The sequence below is a fragment of the Brucella rhizosphaerae genome, from assembly GCF_002252475.1.
In the GTDB taxonomy this organism is placed as follows: Bacteria; Pseudomonadota; Alphaproteobacteria; order Rhizobiales; family Rhizobiaceae; genus Brucella; species Brucella rhizosphaerae.
The window spans coordinates 605,759-623,572 of record NZ_NNRK01000034.1 but is presented as its reverse complement, the minus strand read 5'-3'; the positions used below and the strand labels follow the sequence as shown (position 1 = coordinate 623,572).

Genomic DNA, 17,814 nt, shown 5'->3' with positions numbered 1-17,814 from the left:
GCAATGCCGCCGTTGATGCATGCTAGAAATGTGGAGGCAGAGCGTACGATGCTCAGCAACAATCCCAGTTTCAGCAATCTCAAGGTCGATGGTGATCGCCTGTGGGACAGCTTGATGGATATGGCCAAAATTGGCCCTGGTATTCGTGGTGGTAATAACCGCCAGACACTGACCGATGAAGACAGCGAAGGCCGCGAACTCTTCCAGTCGTGGTGTGAAAAAGCCGGACTATCTATGACCGTCGACACGATGGGCAATATGTTCTTCCTTCGCCCCGGCGAAGATGCGGATGCTGATCCCGTCTATATGGGCAGCCATCTCGACACACAGCCGACAGGCGGCAAATATGACGGTGTGCTCGGCGTGCTGGGTGGACTTGAAGTCATGCGCACGCTCAACGACACCAATATCAAGACAAAGCGCCCCATCGTCGTGGTCAACTGGACTAATGAGGAAGGCACGCGCTTTGCACCCGCGATGCTGGCATCTGGTGTTTTCGCTGGAGTGCTTGAGCAGGATTGGGCCTATGAGCGCACGGACGCCAAAGGCAAAAAATTCATTGATGAGCTGGAACGCATTGGCTGGAAAGGCGATGAGCCGGTTGGCAAGCGCAAGATCCATTCCATGTTCGAGCTCCATATCGAACAAGGCCCGATCCTCGAGATTGAAAACAAGGATATTGGTGTTGTCACCCATGGCCAGGGGCTGTGGTGGCTGCAGGTAACATTGACCGGCAAGGAAGCGCATACCGGCTCCACGCCGATGAAAATGCGCAAGAATGCAAGCGTGGGCTTGGGCAAAATGCTGCAACTCGTCAACGAGATTGCCATGGCGCATCAGCCGGATGCTGTTGGCGGCGTAGGTCATATCGAAGTTTCGCCGAACTCACGCAATGTGCTGCCGGGTCAGATTGTCTTCACCGTCGATTTCCGTTCGCCGGATCAGAAAACACTCGACGCCATGAAAACGCGTTTTGAGGCCGAAGCGCCCAAAATCGCTGAGGAACTGGGCATCGGTCTTAAGATTGAAGTGGCCGGACATTTTGATCCCGTCACCTTCGACGAAGGCTGTGTCACCGCCATTCGCAATGCAGCCGAGCGGCTTGGTTACACCCATCGCGACATTGTTTCAGGTGCCGGACACGACGCCTGCTGGATCAATCGTGTAGCGCCAACTGCCATGGTCATGTGCCCATGTGTGGATGGTCTCAGCCATAACGAAGACGAAGATATTTCCAAGGAATGGGCATCGGCCGGTGCTGATGTGCTTCTTCATGCCGTATTGGAGACTGCTGAAATTGTGAGTTAGCATTCGTTCCATCCAATACTGCTTAATGTTCGCAACAAAACCAAAAAGGGGAACGACGAACATGGTAAGTTCTGGGGCCAGTAAAGTGATCAAGGGCGGCACAGTCATTACTGCCGACCGCACCTTTAAAGCCGACGTTCTCATCGAAGGCGAGAAGATTGCAGCCGTTGGCGATAATCTGACCGGCGATGAAATTATTGACGCTTCGGGCTGTTACATCATGCCCGGCGGCATCGACCCACATACGCATTTGCAGATGCCCTTCATGGGGACCTATTCATCCGACGATTTCGACACCGGCACCGCAGCGGCCCTTGCTGGCGGCACGACGATGGTCGTCGATTTTGTGCTGCCCGGACCAGAAGGCAATCTGCTCGACGCTTTGCAGGAGTGGTTCCAGAAAGCTGGCAAAGCACGCACTGACTATTCATTCCACATGGCAATCACCGGCTGGAGCGAACGCGCCTTCAATGAAATGCCGGAAGTTGTGAAGCGCGGCATCAACACCTTCAAGCACTTCATGGCCTATAAGGGCGCCTTGATGGTCAATGATGACGAGATGTTCGCATCGTTCCAGCGCTGCGCTGAGCTTGGCGCCATGCCGCTCGTCCACGCTGAGAATGGCGATATCGTTGCACAGTTGCAGGCAAAGCTTCTCGCCGCTGGCAATGACGGACCGGAAGCACATGCCTATTCGCGCCCACCGGAAGTGGAAGGCGAAGCCACCAATCGCGCGATCATGATTGCAGATCAGGCTGGCGTGCCGCTTTATGTGGTGCATGTATCCTGCGAGCAGAGCCATGAAGCCATCCGCCGTGCGCGTCAGAAGGGAATGCGTGTCTTTGGTGAACCGCTAATCCAGCATCTGACGCTCGATGAAAGCGAATATCACAATCGCGACTGGGACTATGCCGCCCGCCGTGTGATGTCGCCGCCCTTCCGCGACAAGCTCAATCAGGACAGCCTGTGGGCTGGGTTAGCTGCTGGCAGTCTGCAATGCGTGGCGACTGACCATTGTGCCTTCACTTCTGAACAGAAGCGCCATGGCATCGGCAACTTCACCAAGATCCCAAATGGTACAGGCGGGCTCGAAGAACGGCTTCCAGTGCTGTGGACACGTGGCGTTCGCACCGGTCGTCTGACGCCCAATGAATTTGTGGCCGTCACCTCCACCAATATTGCGAAGATTCTCAACATCTACCCACAGAAAGGTGCCATCCTGCCGGGAGCTGATGCCGATCTCATCATCTGGGACCCGGAAGCGACGAAGAAGGTTTCGGCCAAGACACAGCACTCCTCCATTGATTACAATGTCTTTGAAGGGTTTGAGCTGAAAGGTCTGCCGATCAAGACGTTCTCTCGCGGTCGCCTTGCCTTCGACAAGGGGCACGTAACAGCGCAGCCGGGCGACGGTCGTTTTGTTGAACGCGAACCAAATGGTGCTGTGAACAAAGCATTGTCGCAGTGGAAGGAAATCGTTGCGCCACGCAAGGTGGAACGCAGCGCCGAACATATGCCGATTGGGGTCTGAAACATGGCTCTAGCTCAGCTTCGGGAAATGCGCATGAATTCGAATGATAGCGTGGCCCCGAAGAGGGGCTTGGATGATGCACAAACCGTAATCGACATTAAGGATCTGTCGCTGGTTTTTGAAACCAATGACGGTCCGGTTCATGCACTCTCCAATATCAATCTCTCCATTAAGCGTGGCGAATTTGTTTCCTTCATCGGGCCCTCAGGTTGTGGCAAGACCACGCTAATGCGCGTAGTGGCAGACCTCGAAAAGCCAACCTCCGGCTCTGTGACTGTCAACGGCAAGACGCCGGAAAAGGCTCGGCTTGATCGTTCTTACGGCTATGTTTTTCAGGCGGCGGCATTATTTCCGTGGCGTACGATTGAGAACAATATCAGCCTGCCACTTGAGGTGATGGGATATAGCGCCGCCGAGCGCAAAGTGCTTATCGAAAAGAACCTCGCACTGGTCAATCTCACCGGGTTTGAAAAAAAATTTCCATGGCAGCTTTCAGGCGGAATGCAGCAGCGCGCGTCCATCGCACGGGCATTGTCTTTTGATCCAGACATGCTGTTGATGGATGAGCCTTTCGGTGCGCTTGATGAAATCGTGCGCGACCATCTCAACGAACAGCTTTTGAAGCTTTGGGCAGCGACGCAGAAAACCGTGATCTTCGTAACGCACTCCATTCCTGAAGCTGTGTTCCTTTCCACCAAGATTGTCGTTATGAGCCCGCGTCCGGGCCGCATTCATGAAGTCATCGACTGCGATCTGGGTGCTGACCGAACACTGGATATTCGCGAATCTGAGGCATTCCTGAAGATAGCCCATCGCGTACGTGAAGGCCTGCGGCTGGGGCATATCCATGAATAAATCGCGGGGGCACAAATCAGGTGAAGGGGGGCGGCGAGCATGAAAGCCTTTTTTCGCGACAAGTTTGTACCGGTTACGACAATTCTCGCCGTCATCATCGGGCTTTGGTACGTGGCCGCGATATTCCTGAACGCTCCTTTTGAACGTGATCAGGCAGAGCGCGCTGGAACCGAGATTTCGTTCTCAACAATCGTTGCCAATACGATGCATCAGGATCGCCCGGTCCTGCCTGCGCCGCATCAGGTTGCAGAGGAAATCTGGAAAACCGTCTTTGATGTGAAACCAAGTTCCAAGCGCAGTCTCATCTATCACGGCTGGGTGACGCTTTCGTCGACATTGCTCGGTTTTGTGCTGGGATCGGCGCTTGGCGTGCTGCTGGCTGTCGGCATTGTGCATTCGCGCACGCTCGACAAAAGCCTGATGCCGTGGATCATCACGTCACAGACGATCCCCATTCTCGCCATCGCGCCGATGATTATCGTAGTACTGAATGCGATTGGCATATCCGGGCTTTTGCCAAAGGCGATCATATCGACTTACCTTTCATTCTTCCCCGTGGCCGTGGGCATGGTCAAAGGACTGCGATCCCCCGATGTCATGCATCTTGATCTGATGCGGACCTACAATGCATCCCGCAATCAGGTTTTCTGGAAACTGCGCTGGCCCGCTGCCATGCCCTTCCTGTTCACGTCGATGCAAATTGCTGTCGCCATCAGCCTTGTGGGTGCAATCGTAGGCGAGTTGCCAACAGGCGCGGTTGCAGGTCTTGGCGCACGTTTACTTGCCGGTTCCTATTACGGGCAGACCGTTCAGATATGGGCAGCACTCATTGCAGCTGCAATCATGGCCGGTGTGCTGGTGGCTCTCGTCGGGTTTGTCGCAAGCGTCGTCAATCGACGCATGGGTGCAAAGCCAGAAAGGGCGGCAACATGACGAATGTCATAATCATTATCGCGCTGATTGCCGTCTCATGGGCAATTGTCGGCTGGGTCGCAAGCCTCAAGACGCGCAATCCCCACAGCCAGAAATTGCTCGATATTGCGGTCCCTGCCCTCTTCGGTATCGCGATGCTCCTTCTTTGGGAAGTCACCGTGCGGTTGTTTGCAGTGCCGCAGGTGCTTTTGCCTGCTCCATCGGTCATATGGGCGCGGATAACGAGTTCGATACCCATACTTTGGGCAGATTTCCAGCAGACGTTCCTGAAAGCCGTTATCATCGGCTATGTCGCGGGGTGCGGTCTGGGCTTCATCACCGCCATTATCGCTGACCGTGTGCCATTCCTGCGCAAAGGACTGCTACCACTTGGAAATCTCGCTGCCGCCCTCCCCATTGTCGGCGTCGCGCCCATCATGGTCATGTGGTTCGGCTTTGACTGGCAATCGAAGGCAGCTGTCGTCATTATCATGACCTTCTTCCCGATGCTGGTGAATACGGTGGCAGGGCTTGCTGCAAGTGGGGCGATGGAACGCGACCTGATGGAGACCTATGGTTCAAACTACTGGCAGACGCTCATCAAGCTGCGCCTGCCAGCCGCCATGCCTTTCATCTTCAATGCACTCAAGATTAATTCCACGCTGGCACTCATTGGCGCGATTGTTGCCGAGTTCTTCGGAACACCGATTGTCGGCATGGGCTTCCGCATATCAGCGGAAATAGGACGCATGAATGTGGACATGGTCTGGGCAGAAATCTTTGTAGCTGCGCTTGCGGGATCGCTCTCTTATGGGTTGATCGCGCTGATTGAGCGCAGAACGACATTCTGGCACCCTTCATACCGGAGGGCATGAGCCGTCGATTTGGCATCTGTCACCATAAGGCAGACCAAAGCGCATTCCGAAAAGTGGGAATCGGTTTTCGGGCAAAATGCGCGCAATAAAAAAGAACCAGAGGAGAACTGAAATGAAAAAGGCGATCTCTTTATGCCTTGGAACAGCCGGACTTGCGCTTGCACTCATGAGCAGCTCGGCAATGGCAGCAGACAAGCTGACCTTGCAGCTCAAATGGGTAACACAGGGGCAATTTGCAGGCTACTACGTCGCCAAGGACAAAGGCTTTTATGAAGCCGAGAATCTCGATGTGGACATCAAGCCGGGCGGTCCGGACGTTGCTCCGCCGCAGGTGATTGCCGGTGGTGGCGCTGATGTGGTGGTAGACTGGATGCCTTCCGCCCTCGCAACTCGCGAAAAAGGTGTGGCGCTCGTCAATATAGCACAGCCTTTCAAGAAATCCGGCATGATGCTGACCTGCCGCAAGGACACCAACATCACCAAGCCGGAAGACTTCAAGGGGCGCACGCTTGGCGTCTGGTTTGGCGGCAATGAATATCCGTTCCTGTCGTGGATGAGCCATCTGAAAATCCCGACTGAAGGCGGCAAGGATGGCGTGACGGTGCTCAAACAAGGTTTCAACGTCGATCCGCTGATCCAGAAGCAGGCCGACTGCATTTCCACCATGACCTATAATGAATATTGGCAGGTAATTGATGCCGGTATTCCTGCTGACCAGCTCGTCGTGTTCCCGTATGAAGAACAGGGCGTCGCTACGCTTGAAGACGGGCTATACGTTCTCGACAAGAGCCTTGACGATCCAGCGATGGTAGACAAGCTCGCCCGTTTTGTCCGCGCATCCATGAAGGGCTGGCAATACGCGTCAGAGAACCCGGCAGAAGCTGCTGAAATCATTCTTGAGAATGATGCTTCGGGTGCCCAGACACAGGCAGTTCAGGAGCGCATGATCAAGGAAATCGGCAAGCTGATTGACGGTTCCGATGGTACGCTGGACGTGGCAGCGGCTGATCGCACAGTCGACACATTGCTTGGCGGTGGTTCTGACCCCGTGATTACCAAGAAGCCGGAAGGCGCATGGACGTCCAAAATCACGGATGCGATGAAAAAGTAATAAACCGCATAACAAAAAACCCCGGAAGGTTGTTCTTCCGGGGTTTTTTCTTTTCTAAAACACTTACTTGAGCGTTTCTTCGAGAGCGACAGCCCTGACCAGCTCTCGCTCAAGCCGCGCCTCTTCCTCAGCTCTTGGCTTGGTAAAGCGTCCGAGAAGAAGATAGGCGACCGGCGTAACAAACAATGTTGCGATCGTTGCAAGGCCCAGGCCGCCAACAATTACCCAGCCGAGCGCAACACGGGCTTCAGCACCCGCACCACTTGCCAGGATGAGCGGTACGCCACCAAGAACCGAACATATCATCGTCATACAGACCGGGCGAAGGCGGATATTGGCCGCCTCTTCAATGGCCTGTCGAACATTCATGCCCTTGTCACGCAACTGATCGGCAAATTCGACGATCAGAATGCCGTTCTTAGCCATGATGCCGACAAGCAGCACAAGCCCGATCTGGCTGTAAACGTTAAGACTGGTACCGGTCAGGATCATCGCGAAGACTGCACAGCCAAGGCCCAATGGCACTGTTGCCATAACAATCAGTGCGCTCACAAAACTTTCAAACTGTGCCGCCAGAACCAGCAGGATAATGATGATGGCAAAGCCGAATACCAATGCAATACCGGTCGAGGTTTCGCTGAGTGTCGAAGCTTCAGCGAGCGGGATGATATGGCTTCCCGGTGGCAGCAGAGGCGTCGCGATTTCCAAAGCTGCGGCATAGGCATCGCCCAAAGCAAAATCACTGCGCAGATCACTCGTGATCGCAATGGACCGCTGCCGTGATTCACGGTTGAGCTGTGGTGGGACCGCTTTTTCGACCACCGTTGCGATGGAGGACATCGGCACATAACGACCATCTGTCGTTTTCAGGAAAACATTTTCTAGATCGGTCGGATCGTTGATTGGGTTGGTGGTTGACACAAGCTTCACATCGAAACTTCTGTCCCCAACATAGACCGAGCCGATCTTGCGGCCATCAAGGACTGCCTGAACCGCATTGGCAAGGCCGGTAATATCGATGCCAAGATCGGATGCGCGCTCGCGGTTGATCTCGACGGAAAGCTGCGGCTGCGTCGGTTCAACCGACAGGCGCGGCTGCACAAAACGAGGGTCTTTTTCGAGCGCCGAAACGATGGCGTCAGTTGCAGGGCGCAGTTTCGCATACTCCTGACCGAGCACTGCAAACTGCAAGCCATTACCCGCACCGCGGATGCCAAGACTGTTAGGCTGTGCCGTAAAGATACGAACCGCCGTAATACCGCGTGTACGCGCAGTAATATCGGCCATAATTTCCTGCTGCGAGCGGCTGCGTTCTTTCCACGGTGCCAGCGTCAGAACCATAAAGCCATTGTTCGACGAACCACCGGACCCGGCAATACCATAAGTGGTCAGGATTTCGCCGCTGTCGCGCAGGGGCTGAATGGCCGTCTCAATCTTTTCAAGCTGCGATTGAAGGAATTCGACGCTGATGCCCTGCGGACCATTGATACGCAAAATGGCGACCGCGCGATCTTCCGTCGGCGTCAGCTCCTGTCTCAACATGCCAAAACCGACATAGGAAGCTCCGGCAAAGAGTACGGCGACCAGAACTACAATGAGCGGAGCCGAAAGACATGCATGCAGGCTCTTGCGATAAAAATTCGCTAAACCACTGCCGATACGCCGGAGGAATTTCGGGCCATGAGCGCCCTCTTCCAGAGCTTCACTGCCTTCCTTGAGAAAGCGTGAAGCCAGCATTGGACACAGTGTCAGTGCCACGATTGAGGACAGCAAGATAGCGATAGCAAGCACGAAGCCGAATTCACGAAACAGGCCGCCAGCCTGCCCGGGCAGGAAGGAAATTGGCACAAACACGGCCACAAGCGTCAGCGTCGTTGCAATAACCGCGAAGAACACTTCCTGCGTGCCCAGAACTGCAGCAGCACGTGGTCCCATACCCTGATTGCGTCGTCGCACAATGTTTTCGAGCACAACAATCGCATCATCCACCACAAGGCCGGTGGCAAGCACCAGCGCCAGCAATGTGAGAATATTGACCGAGAATCCGCTCAGATAGATCGCGGCAATCGTGCCGATCAATGCCACAGGCATGGCCAGGGCAGGAATAAGCGTTGCCCGGATATCCCACAGAAACATGAAGATGATGACGACAACGATGATGACCGAAGCAATCAGCGCAATTTCAACTTCGTGAATGGCACCATTAATGAAGCTCGCATCGTCACTGGTCACAGTCACATCAACGCCGGGCGGCAATGTGTTTTTCAGGTTAGCGACGGCTGCACGGACACCTTCGGAGATATCCAGCGTGTTCGATTGTGCCTGACGCACGATGCCAAGACCAATCGCGGTCTTGCCATTTGAACGGACAGCCGAGCTTTCAATATCCGGCCCCAGCGTGACCGTCGCCACATCGCGGATTTGCGTGCGGCCCTTAATGTAGACGTTTTCAAAATCTTCAGGCCGTTCAAGATTGGCCGTGGCGCGAACGACAATAGACTGATCAGAACTGCGCAACGACCCGGCAGGCGCGTCAAGGCCCATGGACGAAAGCGCGCTGGAAATATCCGCGATGGTAAACCCATAGCTTGCTAAGCGCGCCTGATTGATATCGATGCGGAAAATCTTGTCACGATCACCATTGATCTGCACATCGGCGACACCGGGAACAGCCGATAGAACATCCTGAATCTGATCTTCAACCAGCACGGTCATATCGTCGACTGCCATCGTGTCGGACGTGACCGCAAGGCGCATGACCGGATCGGCATTGGAGTCGGCCTTGATGATGCGCGAAGGATCCGCTTCCTCAGGCACATCGTTTGCCACACGTGAAATGGCGTCACGCATATCGGCCGCGGCGACATTGAGATCAACACCGTCGTTGAACTCGACCGTGACACGGCTTCGCTCAAAAGAAGATGACGAAGAGATCGATTTCACGCCCGATACGCGGGCGACGGCATTTTCCAGAACCTGTGTCAGCTGGCGGTCAATGGTTTCAGCCGAAGCGCCGCTGAAATCGGTGCTGATAGTAACAACCGGCCGGTCCACATCCGGCAATTCGCGAATGTCGACGCCGGTAAAGGCTGCAAGGCCCGCAACGATGATGAGAACATTGATGACGAAGGCAAAGACCGGACGCCGAATGAACAGCGCTGTTGATCCACCGGTGTTTCCCGAATGCGAATTAGGATTGCTCACGCTTTATCCTCACCCTGCAACGCGGCTTTTGGCGGATGGATCAATACGAGCCGTCCCCTGTTCATCCTGCAAGCGCACAGGTGCATCATCACGCACAGTTTGCACACCTTGCGTGACGATCATGTCGCCCTCCTTCAAAGGGCCATCAATCAGGATATTGGTCGAATTGCGCTGCACGATGCGTGCTGCCACTTTCTTTGCGACACCCTCTTCAATTCGCCAGACATAAGAGCCGTCGGCACCCCACTGGATAGCCAAAGGATCAACCGAAGGATAGCTATCTCCGGGGAACAAAACTGTCACCGAGAACGACATGCCAGCACGAAGGCGGTCCTGATCGTTGTTGATCTCAGCACGTACATGCAATGTACGGCTCGCTTCATCGAGCATATTATCAACAGCGTTGATTTCACCCTTATGCGTCACGCCAGGAAATGCAGTGGATTCTGCTGTCAGCGGCTGACCAACCTTGATCTGCGGTGCAAAGCGTTCCGGAACCCAGATATCGATCAGCACCTTGGAGCGATCATCAATACGAGCAATGGAGGTTTGCGCGGTGACATAGTTACCGGCATTCACCGGCAGAATACCAACGATACCGGAGATAGGCGCACGAACCGTGCGGCGGCTTAGTGCCAGCTGCGCATCCTCCAGCACAAGCCTGGCATTGGATAAAGCCAGATCAGCTTCAACTTCCTGCACCACAGTTGCCGTATTCGTAGCACGCAACCGCGCGATGCGCTGGCGCGTCGTTTCAGCGTCTTTCACCGCAATTTGGGCCTTACTGACCGCAATTGTCTCCGTCTCATTATCCAGTACCGCAATCGTGTCGCCGGCCTTGATGGAATCGCCCGCTTTTACAAGCAGCTCATTCATATAGCCGCTCGAATAAGGCGTGACTGAAACAGTGCTGAGTGCCCGCGCAGAGCCAATGGCTGTCAGGCGATTATTGATCGTCTCTTTGCCTGCCGGTTCAACAACAACCAGCGGAGCGCCGCGCCCTGAGGATGCCCCCGGCGCCTGCTGTCCGGGAGCCTCGCCTGATGCCGTCTGCGCCGAAGAGTCTTTGTTTTTATAGATGTACCAACCGCCACCGGCGGCAATAATAACAAGCAGGCACAGAACAATCTGCTTCCAAGACTTCATTCAACTCTCCGGCAGGGTCTTGCCGAATGCCTCGACAAGCCTCTGATTCAATCATTCATATTCACGTTAGAGCGCTGTGGCCCCTCTTGGGCGCTGCACAAGCACGATGCTGTAGACACAGGATATGCATCAAACAGTATCAAAATAATGATCGCCCCAATAAGTTGCGCTTAACGGGCAACATTTGAGGCATCACAGTTTTCCCTTTTTACGAGTGTGCACGTCCCGATTCAGCACGTCGAGTTAAATTTCGGTAATGCAGGCGATGAAGCTTCGCCACGTTGTTTCAATCAAAAAAGACAAAGCCCGTTGGAATTATCTTGCGCCACCATATATAGAAGGCGACATTTATATGTAATCGCATTGTGATGAGCTTTCTGGATAAGGCACGGCCGCATTGCAGCCACACAGCCTGTCGGTTTGGATTGAACGTATGGCGGCTGTTGAAAAAACCATGGAAACAGGTGGGGTCGTTGCCGATGCAGCCGCGCATTCCTCCGCTATGGCATCTTCAAAAGATGACAGGACTTCACCGACCCAGTTCGCCCGCCTTCGCTGGCGCAACCGACTATCGAGCAAACTGCTCATTCTGACAGCTCTCGCCGTTCTTATCGCTGAAGTTCTGATTTTCGTCCCATCCATTGCCAATATGCGTGTGCGCTGGATGAGTTCGCGCCTCGACACAGTCGATGCTGTCAGCGAGGTACTTATCGCGAGTGGCAATATCAATATCCCACGCGAAGTGCAGGACAAGGTGCTGCTCGCAACGGGCACCAAAGCGATTGCTTTGCGCGAAGCAGGCGCATCTCATCTTCTGGCAATGAGCGAAATGCCGGGCAATATCGATCAGGTTGTGGATCTCAATAATATCAGTGAGGCGGCCGCCATCTGGGATGCGTTTGGGACGCTGTTTAATGGCGGCAATCGCACGTTACGTATCTATGGCTCAAACCCGCCATCAGCCACACCCGGACGCATTATTGAAATCGTCACCTCGGACGCACCACTGCGTCATGCAATGCTGAGTTATGCAACCAATGTGGCAATCATTTCTCTGCTGATCTCGGTCATTGCCGCGAGCCTCATCTATCTCCTCATTCATGAGATGTTGTTGCGCCCCGTGCGGCTCATGCATCGAAACATGATTGATTTTGCCTCGGCACCCGACAATCCAACCCGGATTCTCGTGCCGGAAAACCGCAAGGATGAATTTGGCATCGCGCAGCGACAGATTGCACATATCCAAAGTGATTTGCAGCGCACGCTGAAAGAGCAGAAACATCTGGCCGATCTGGGCCTGGCGGTTTCCAAGATCAATCACGATATGCGCAACATTCTGGCATCGGCGCAACTGATGTCGGACAGACTTGCCGACACCAGAGACCCGATGGTGCAGCGCTTTGCGCCAAAGCTCATTCATACGCTGAGCCGGGCCATCAATTACTCGGAAAGCGTGATGGCCTATGGCCGATCCCAGGAAGCACCGCCTGCTCCACGCCGCGTGCAGTTAAGCACCGTTATTCTTGATGTGCAGGAAACACTCAATCTGAGAACGGAAAGCGGTATCGAATTCGAAAATCTTATTCCGATTGATTTCGAACTAAATGTTGATTCCGAGCAGCTGTTCCGCGTGCTGCACAATCTTTGCCGCAACTCGGTACAGGCCATGGAGCGCGATCACCGCAGTGATGTGTCCACCGTCAAGCGCCTTACGCTTTCTGCAGGAAGAATCGGGACGACGACAATCATTGGCGTGGAAGACACAGGCCCTGGCTTGCCGCAGAAAGCACGCGACAACCTCTTTACAGCATTTAAGGGGTCCACACGCAGCGACGGCACGGGCCTTGGTCTTGCTATTGCTCAGGAACTGGTGCGAGCGCATGGAGGCACGATTGAGCTGCGGGAGGATCGCCCCATCGGCGCGCATTTCGAGATTCGCCTTCCTGACCTGCCGAACTGGACCGAAAGCCGCAGCAATCAACACGCAAGCGACAACGCGTAGTAGATTGAATCTGCCGTGTGAGCCGCGCCCCAACATATAAAGCGTTGCAAACATCAAACTCGAAAAGCCCACTCGATTCATAAATCTTCTGGTGGTTTCTGCGATTCCGACATTTTTTCGTCGCTTGTAACGAAGGAATGCCAATGTCGGAATCAGAACACTGGTCTTTTTCACTGCGTGATTCCCATTTTGCGACTACTTTACGCGCCTGACTTTGTGCTGACGCATGCATTTTGCGCGTTTTCCCCATCTCGCGACAGGCTCATAAAGCCCGTAAAACCGGGCATTGATAAGAAAACTTCACATAAGCGCATTTTTTTCCAAGAAGGTGCTTGCATTTAGTAATCCGTCCGATTATCAACCGCCCATCGCCGCAGCAAGCGGCACACAGGCACGCACCCGTAGCTCAGCTGGATAGAGCACCAGACTACGAATCTGGGGGTCAGAGGTTCGAATCCTTTCGGGTGCGCCATTCTCTTCTTTACATAAACAGATGTTTGTAAAACCGGCTAATGAGCTGGTTTGTTGAAATTATTCAACCACTTATGCGACAAGCTTCTGCAGGCATTCAATCCGTGAAGAAGCTGAAGACAAGTGCAATGAATTCGCTTTTCAATTTGCAAAATCGGATCACAAATCAAAGCAGACAGCAGTGATATCTGTCATTGTGAAGGTTGAGTTTTAATTTCAGGGGAAATGCGTCTTGTTTCCAACTTGAGGAAACTGGTGCTGCGAGAGAGGATTGAACTCTCGACCTCTCCATTACCAATGGAGTGCTCTACCACTGAGCTACCGCAGCATTCTCTTGAACGCGGCGGACTTCTGCCACATCATTACGCAAACCGCAAGCAACCAATCGAATTTCTTTTCACTTAATGTGGAAATCCTTGGATACTCGCTTTGAAAGCCACTTTTCGTGGGCTTTTTACCGTAGTACATAAAGTGCATGAGCGAAAAAAAGACCCAAAGCGACAAACAGACCCAAGACGATCCACGCAAAAAGCGGCTCGCTGAGCAGCTGCGCGCGAATCTGATGCGCCGCAAAGTGCAGTCGCGTTCGCGACGCGCAGGCGACGCCGATGAGCGCAATGATGGCATCACAGCCGGTAAAGAAGATAAAGATTAGCGCGGTTTCAGGCCAATGGGAGCCGACGCCCTGTTCAAAACTGCATCAAACAAGCAGCAACACGCAGTTTCAACCATCCGGTTTTCATCGGCACTCCTCCAAAAACGCATTACAGGCCAAAAAACTATTCAAGCTTTAAGGAATGCGCTTTAAGCTGAAACAAACGCAGCAAAGCCTTTCTTGAAGATAGGGAGTGGCTGCGATAAAAGCACAATTCAATTCTTGATGGCGTCGCGGTTCGGCTATGATTCGTGATCGACGTAATTCCGCCGCAAGACTCGTCATTTCATAATGCAACGCCGCAAGCATGAACGCTGCGGAATATGCAAAAATCGATTACCGGGCAACGGCTTCGGCCCAGAAGGTGAAACAGCATGGATCGCATTAAAATCGTCGGCGGCAACAAGCTCAACGGCGTCATTCCCATTTCTGGCGCGAAAAATGCCGCGCTGCCTTTGATGATCGCCTCCCTTCTGACCGACGATACACTGACGCTGGAAAATGTGCCGCATTTGGCCGACGTCGAGCAGCTGATCCGCATCCTGAGCAATCATGGCGTAGATTATTCGGTCAATGGCCGCCGCGAACACCAGAATGGTGCTTATTCGCGCACCATTCATTTCACAGCCCGCAACATCGTCGATACCACAGCTCCATATGAGCTGGTTTCCAAGATGCGCGCGAGTTTCTGGGTTATCGGACCGCTTCTGGCACGTATGGGCGAAGCCAATGTTTCCCTGCCCGGTGGTTGCGCCATTGGCACGCGTCCAGTGGACCTGCTGCTCGAATGCCTACAGGCACTCGGCGCCCAGATCGACATTGAAAACGGCTATGCCAAGGCGCGCGCGCCCAAGGGTGGCCTTATCGGCTCGCGATACAAGTTTCCAAAGGTTTCTGTCGGCGCCACGCATGTCATGCTGATGGCAGCAGCTCTCGCCCGAGGCGAGACGGTTATCGAAAACGCAGCCCGCGAACCAGAAGTCGTCAATCTTGCTGATTGCCTCAATGCAATGGGTGCAAAAATCAGCGGTGCAGGAACCGGCACGATCCATGTTGAGGGCGTCACCAGCCTCTCAGGTGCACGCGTTCGCGTTATCCCTGACCGTATCGAAACCGGCACCTATGCCATGGTTGTTGCCATGACCGGTGGTGATGTCCTGCTCGAAGGCGCTCAGGAAAATCAGCTTTCGGCAGCGCTCGACACATTGCGTAAGGCAGGTGCGGAAATCACCGAAACCAACAGCGGTCTGCGTGTTGTGCGCAATGGTCATGGCATTCATCCGGTTGATGTGACAACCGATCCGTTCCCTGGCTTCCCTACCGATCTTCAGGCGCAGTTCATGGGCCTGATGACCATGGCCAAGGGCACGTCGCGCATTACCGAAACGATTTTCGAGAATCGCTTCATGCATGTGCAGGAACTGGCGCGTCTTGGCGCAAAGATTTCGCTTTCGGGTCAGACTGCAACTGTTGAAGGCGTTGATCGTCTCAAGGGTGCTCAGGTTATGGCAACCGATCTGCGTGCTTCGGTTTCTCTCGTCATCGCAGGCCTTGCTGCCGAAGGTGAAACCATCGTCAACCGCGTCTATCACCTTGATCGCGGCTTTGAACGACTGGAAGAAAAGCTCTCGCGTTGCGGCGCGAATGTCGAACGCATCAGCGGTTAACTCTTAAAAAGCCGGAATTTAAAGCGCGTCGCATTTTATCGCATTCCTGCGACGCGCTTTAAGTCTTTGTTTCTCGCATGTCGTAAACGGAAAACCGGCACCCACTTTTCTGCGACATGCTTTTTTCCCGGCTTTTTTCTTGTTACCCGTTACGCAATCATCAACAGGCTGAAAAGCCTGTCGATTTTTTTGTGCTGACATGTAAAGTTGGCATTGCCTAAGCTTGGATAGCAGCAGGGCCTAAATCTGAAGAACAGCAGGGAACGATGCCAGATATGGAAATGTTGAAGCTTGTGGCACTGGATGAAGAGGATTTGCAGGTCCTGTCCGCACATCTTCAGGATGCAGTCCTCAAAGTCTCCGATCTTCAATACCTTGCGAAGGATAAGCGGTTCGTCCTGACTGCCAATCGTTTTGCCTGGGAAGAAGCAAAGCCCAAGCTGTTTCGCAAACCTCAGTATCAGCGCCGCCGCGCCACACTGCATTTTAATCGTGTAACGATTGCAAAAGCCACCGGCATTGATCGACAGAAGCCCGACGAGGTTCTCTCCCTGCTTGCCATTCGCTTTATCGTCAGCGAAGCACCTGCTGGAACAATCGAACTGACTTTTTCGGCAAATGCAGCTATCCGACTGGATGTGGAATGTATTGAGGCGCAGTTGACGGATCTCGGTCCGGCCTGGGAAACAAATACCCTGCCGCGGCACGACACCTGATTGCCGCTGACAACTGCTTCGCATACCTGACGGGCTTTGCCCAGACTGACAATTAAAGGAATACCAGCGTGGTCACGACGCTCAGACAAACCGATCCCGATTTTGAACAGAAGTTTGCAGCTTTCCTCACCGGCAAGCGCGAGGTCTCGGAAGATGTGGATCGTGCTGCCCGCGAAATCGTTGATCGTGTGCGCCGCGAAGGCGATTCAGCACTGATTGAATATTCACTTCGTTTTGACCGCATCGATCTTACAAAGACCGGCATCCGCGTGACGGAAGCAGAAGTCGATGCAGCTTTTGATCACGCGCCTGCGTCCACCATTGAAGCCCTTAAACTTGCCCATGAGCGTATCGAAAAGCATCATTCGCGGCAACTGCCTAAAGATGATCGCTATACGGATGCGCTCGGTGTGGAACTGGGTTCGCGATGGACGGCGATTGAAGCAGTCGGCCTGTATGTGCCCGGCGGCACGGCGAGCTATCCAAGCTCTGTGCTGATGAATGCAGTGCCTGCGAAGGTCGCGGGCGTTGACAGGATCGTTATGGTTGTCCCCTCGCCCGACGGCAAGCTCAACCCGCTGGTTCTGGTTGCAGCGCGCCTTGCAGGTGTTTCGGAAATCTACCGCGTCGGTGGTGCACAGGCTGTAGCGGCCCTTGCTTACGGCACTGAAACCATTGAGCCGGTCGCAAAAATCGTCGGCCCGGGGAATGCTTTCGTTGCAGCCGCCAAGCGCATTGTTTTCGGCACTGTCGGCATCGACATGATTGCCGGACCTTCCGAAGTGCTGGTGATGGCCGACAAGGACAACAATCCAGATTGGCTTGCTGCCGATATTCTGGCGCAGGCGGAACATGATACTGCAGCCCAATCGATTCTCATGACCAATGACGAGCCTTTTGCTAAGGCCGTTGAAGAAGCTGTAGAGCGTCAGCTTAAAACCTTGCCGCGAGCTGAAACCGCAGCAGCCAGCTGGCGCGATTTTGGTGCCGTCATTCTGGTCGAAGACTTCGACGCTGCCATTCCGCTGGCAAACCGTATTGCCGCAGAGCATCTGGAGATTGCAACGGCCGATCCGGAAGCGCTGCTGCCCAAGATTCGCAATGCCGGCTCTGTCTTCATCGGTGCCTATACGCCGGAAGTGATCGGCGATTATGTCGGGGGCTGCAATCACGTCCTGCCGACTGCACGTTCGGCGCGTTTCTCGTCTGGCCTTTCAGTACTCGATTACATGAAGCGCACTTCAATTCTCAAACTCGGGCCGGATCAGTTGCGCGCCCTCGGCCCCGCAGCCATAGAAATCGCTCGTGCCGAAGGCCTCGACGCTCACGCACAATCAGTCGCCATCCGGCTCAATCTATGA

13 protein-coding genes and 2 tRNA genes are annotated in these 17,814 nt (G+C 54.0%); 12 read left to right on the top strand and 3 right to left on the bottom strand.

Features of this window, described 5'->3' with window-relative positions; genetic code table 11:
* The first annotated feature begins 48 nt into the window (after nucleotides 1-48).
* The 6 genes from CEV32_RS20030 (at nucleotide 49) to CEV32_RS20005 (ending at nucleotide 6,592) form a co-directional block, all read left to right on the top strand.
* Entirely contained in the window at nucleotides 49-1,308 is a 1,260-nt protein-coding gene (locus tag CEV32_RS20030; protein ID WP_094578843.1) for a Zn-dependent hydrolase, read from the top strand.
* Between the two features lie 61 nt (nucleotides 1,309-1,369).
* A complete protein-coding gene (gene hydA, locus CEV32_RS20025) occupies nucleotides 1,370-2,839 on the top strand; it encodes a dihydropyrimidinase (RefSeq protein ID WP_094578842.1) in 1,470 nt (489 codons plus the stop codon).
* A 33-nt stretch (nucleotides 2,840-2,872) separates the two neighbouring features.
* The gene (locus CEV32_RS20020; protein ID WP_094578841.1) at nucleotides 2,873-3,694 is read left to right on the top strand and encodes an ABC transporter ATP-binding protein; all 822 of its coding nucleotides are present in this window, start codon (nucleotides 2,873-2,875) and stop codon (nucleotides 3,692-3,694) included.
* 39 nt (nucleotides 3,695-3,733) lie between these two features.
* Complete coding sequence (locus tag CEV32_RS20015) at nucleotides 3,734-4,627, top strand: ABC transporter permease (protein ID WP_094578840.1); 894 nt, start codon at nucleotides 3,734-3,736, stop codon at nucleotides 4,625-4,627.
* On the top strand, nucleotides 4,624-5,481 hold the full coding sequence (locus tag CEV32_RS20010) for an ABC transporter permease (protein WP_094578839.1): 858 nt from the start codon (nucleotides 4,624-4,626) through the stop codon (nucleotides 5,479-5,481). Before CEV32_RS20015 ends, CEV32_RS20010 begins: the two co-directional genes overlap by 4 nt.
* A 112-nt stretch (nucleotides 5,482-5,593) precedes the next feature.
* Nucleotides 5,594-6,592 carry an ABC transporter substrate-binding protein gene (locus CEV32_RS20005; RefSeq protein ID WP_094578838.1) on the top strand — a complete coding sequence of 333 codons (999 nt, stop codon included), beginning with the start codon at nucleotides 5,594-5,596 and terminating at the stop codon, nucleotides 6,590-6,592.
* A 63-nt stretch (nucleotides 6,593-6,655) separates the two neighbouring features.
* Here the strand turns inward: CEV32_RS20005 and CEV32_RS20000 are convergent, their stop codons facing one another.
* Both CEV32_RS20000 and CEV32_RS19995 read right to left on the bottom strand, forming a co-directional pair.
* Nucleotides 6,656-9,796 (bottom strand): efflux RND transporter permease subunit, encoded by a 3,141-nt coding sequence (locus tag CEV32_RS20000; RefSeq protein ID WP_094578837.1) that lies wholly within the window; start codon nucleotides 9,794-9,796, stop codon nucleotides 6,656-6,658.
* A 9-nt stretch (nucleotides 9,797-9,805) separates the two neighbouring features.
* Complete coding sequence (locus tag CEV32_RS19995; RefSeq protein ID WP_094578836.1) at nucleotides 9,806-10,942, bottom strand: efflux RND transporter periplasmic adaptor subunit; 1,137 nt, start codon at nucleotides 10,940-10,942, stop codon at nucleotides 9,806-9,808.
* 433 nt (nucleotides 10,943-11,375) lie between these two features.
* Between CEV32_RS19995 and CEV32_RS19990 the strand changes: the two genes are divergently transcribed.
* Nucleotides 11,376-12,944 carry a sensor histidine kinase gene (locus CEV32_RS19990; protein WP_094579191.1) on the top strand — a complete coding sequence of 523 codons (1,569 nt, stop codon included), beginning with the start codon at nucleotides 11,376-11,378 and terminating at the stop codon, nucleotides 12,942-12,944.
* 395 nt (nucleotides 12,945-13,339) lie between these two features.
* Nucleotides 13,340-13,416, top strand: a tRNA-Arg gene (locus tag CEV32_RS19985).
* A gap of 252 nt (nucleotides 13,417-13,668) precedes the next feature.
* Here CEV32_RS19985 and CEV32_RS19980 read toward each other — a convergent pair.
* A tRNA-Thr gene (locus tag CEV32_RS19980) sits at nucleotides 13,669-13,743 on the bottom strand.
* A 147-nt stretch (nucleotides 13,744-13,890) separates the two neighbouring features.
* Here CEV32_RS19980 and CEV32_RS19975 point away from each other — a divergent pair.
* From CEV32_RS19975 to hisD, 4 genes are all read left to right on the top strand, one after another.
* Nucleotides 13,891-14,070: a hypothetical protein gene (locus tag CEV32_RS19975; protein WP_094578835.1), complete on the top strand. Its 180-nt coding sequence runs from the start codon at nucleotides 13,891-13,893 to the stop codon at nucleotides 14,068-14,070.
* 374 nt (nucleotides 14,071-14,444) lie between these two features.
* Entirely contained in the window at nucleotides 14,445-15,737 is a 1,293-nt protein-coding gene (gene murA / locus CEV32_RS19970; protein ID WP_094578834.1) for a UDP-N-acetylglucosamine 1-carboxyvinyltransferase, read from the top strand.
* Nucleotides 15,738-16,012: 275 nt separating this feature from the next.
* Complete coding sequence (locus tag CEV32_RS19965) at nucleotides 16,013-16,453, top strand: DUF2948 family protein (protein ID WP_094579190.1); 441 nt, start codon at nucleotides 16,013-16,015, stop codon at nucleotides 16,451-16,453.
* Nucleotides 16,454-16,521: 68 nt separating this feature from the next.
* The gene (gene hisD, locus CEV32_RS19960; RefSeq protein ID WP_094578833.1) at nucleotides 16,522-17,814 is read left to right on the top strand and encodes a histidinol dehydrogenase; all 1,293 of its coding nucleotides are present in this window, start codon (nucleotides 16,522-16,524) and stop codon (nucleotides 17,812-17,814) included.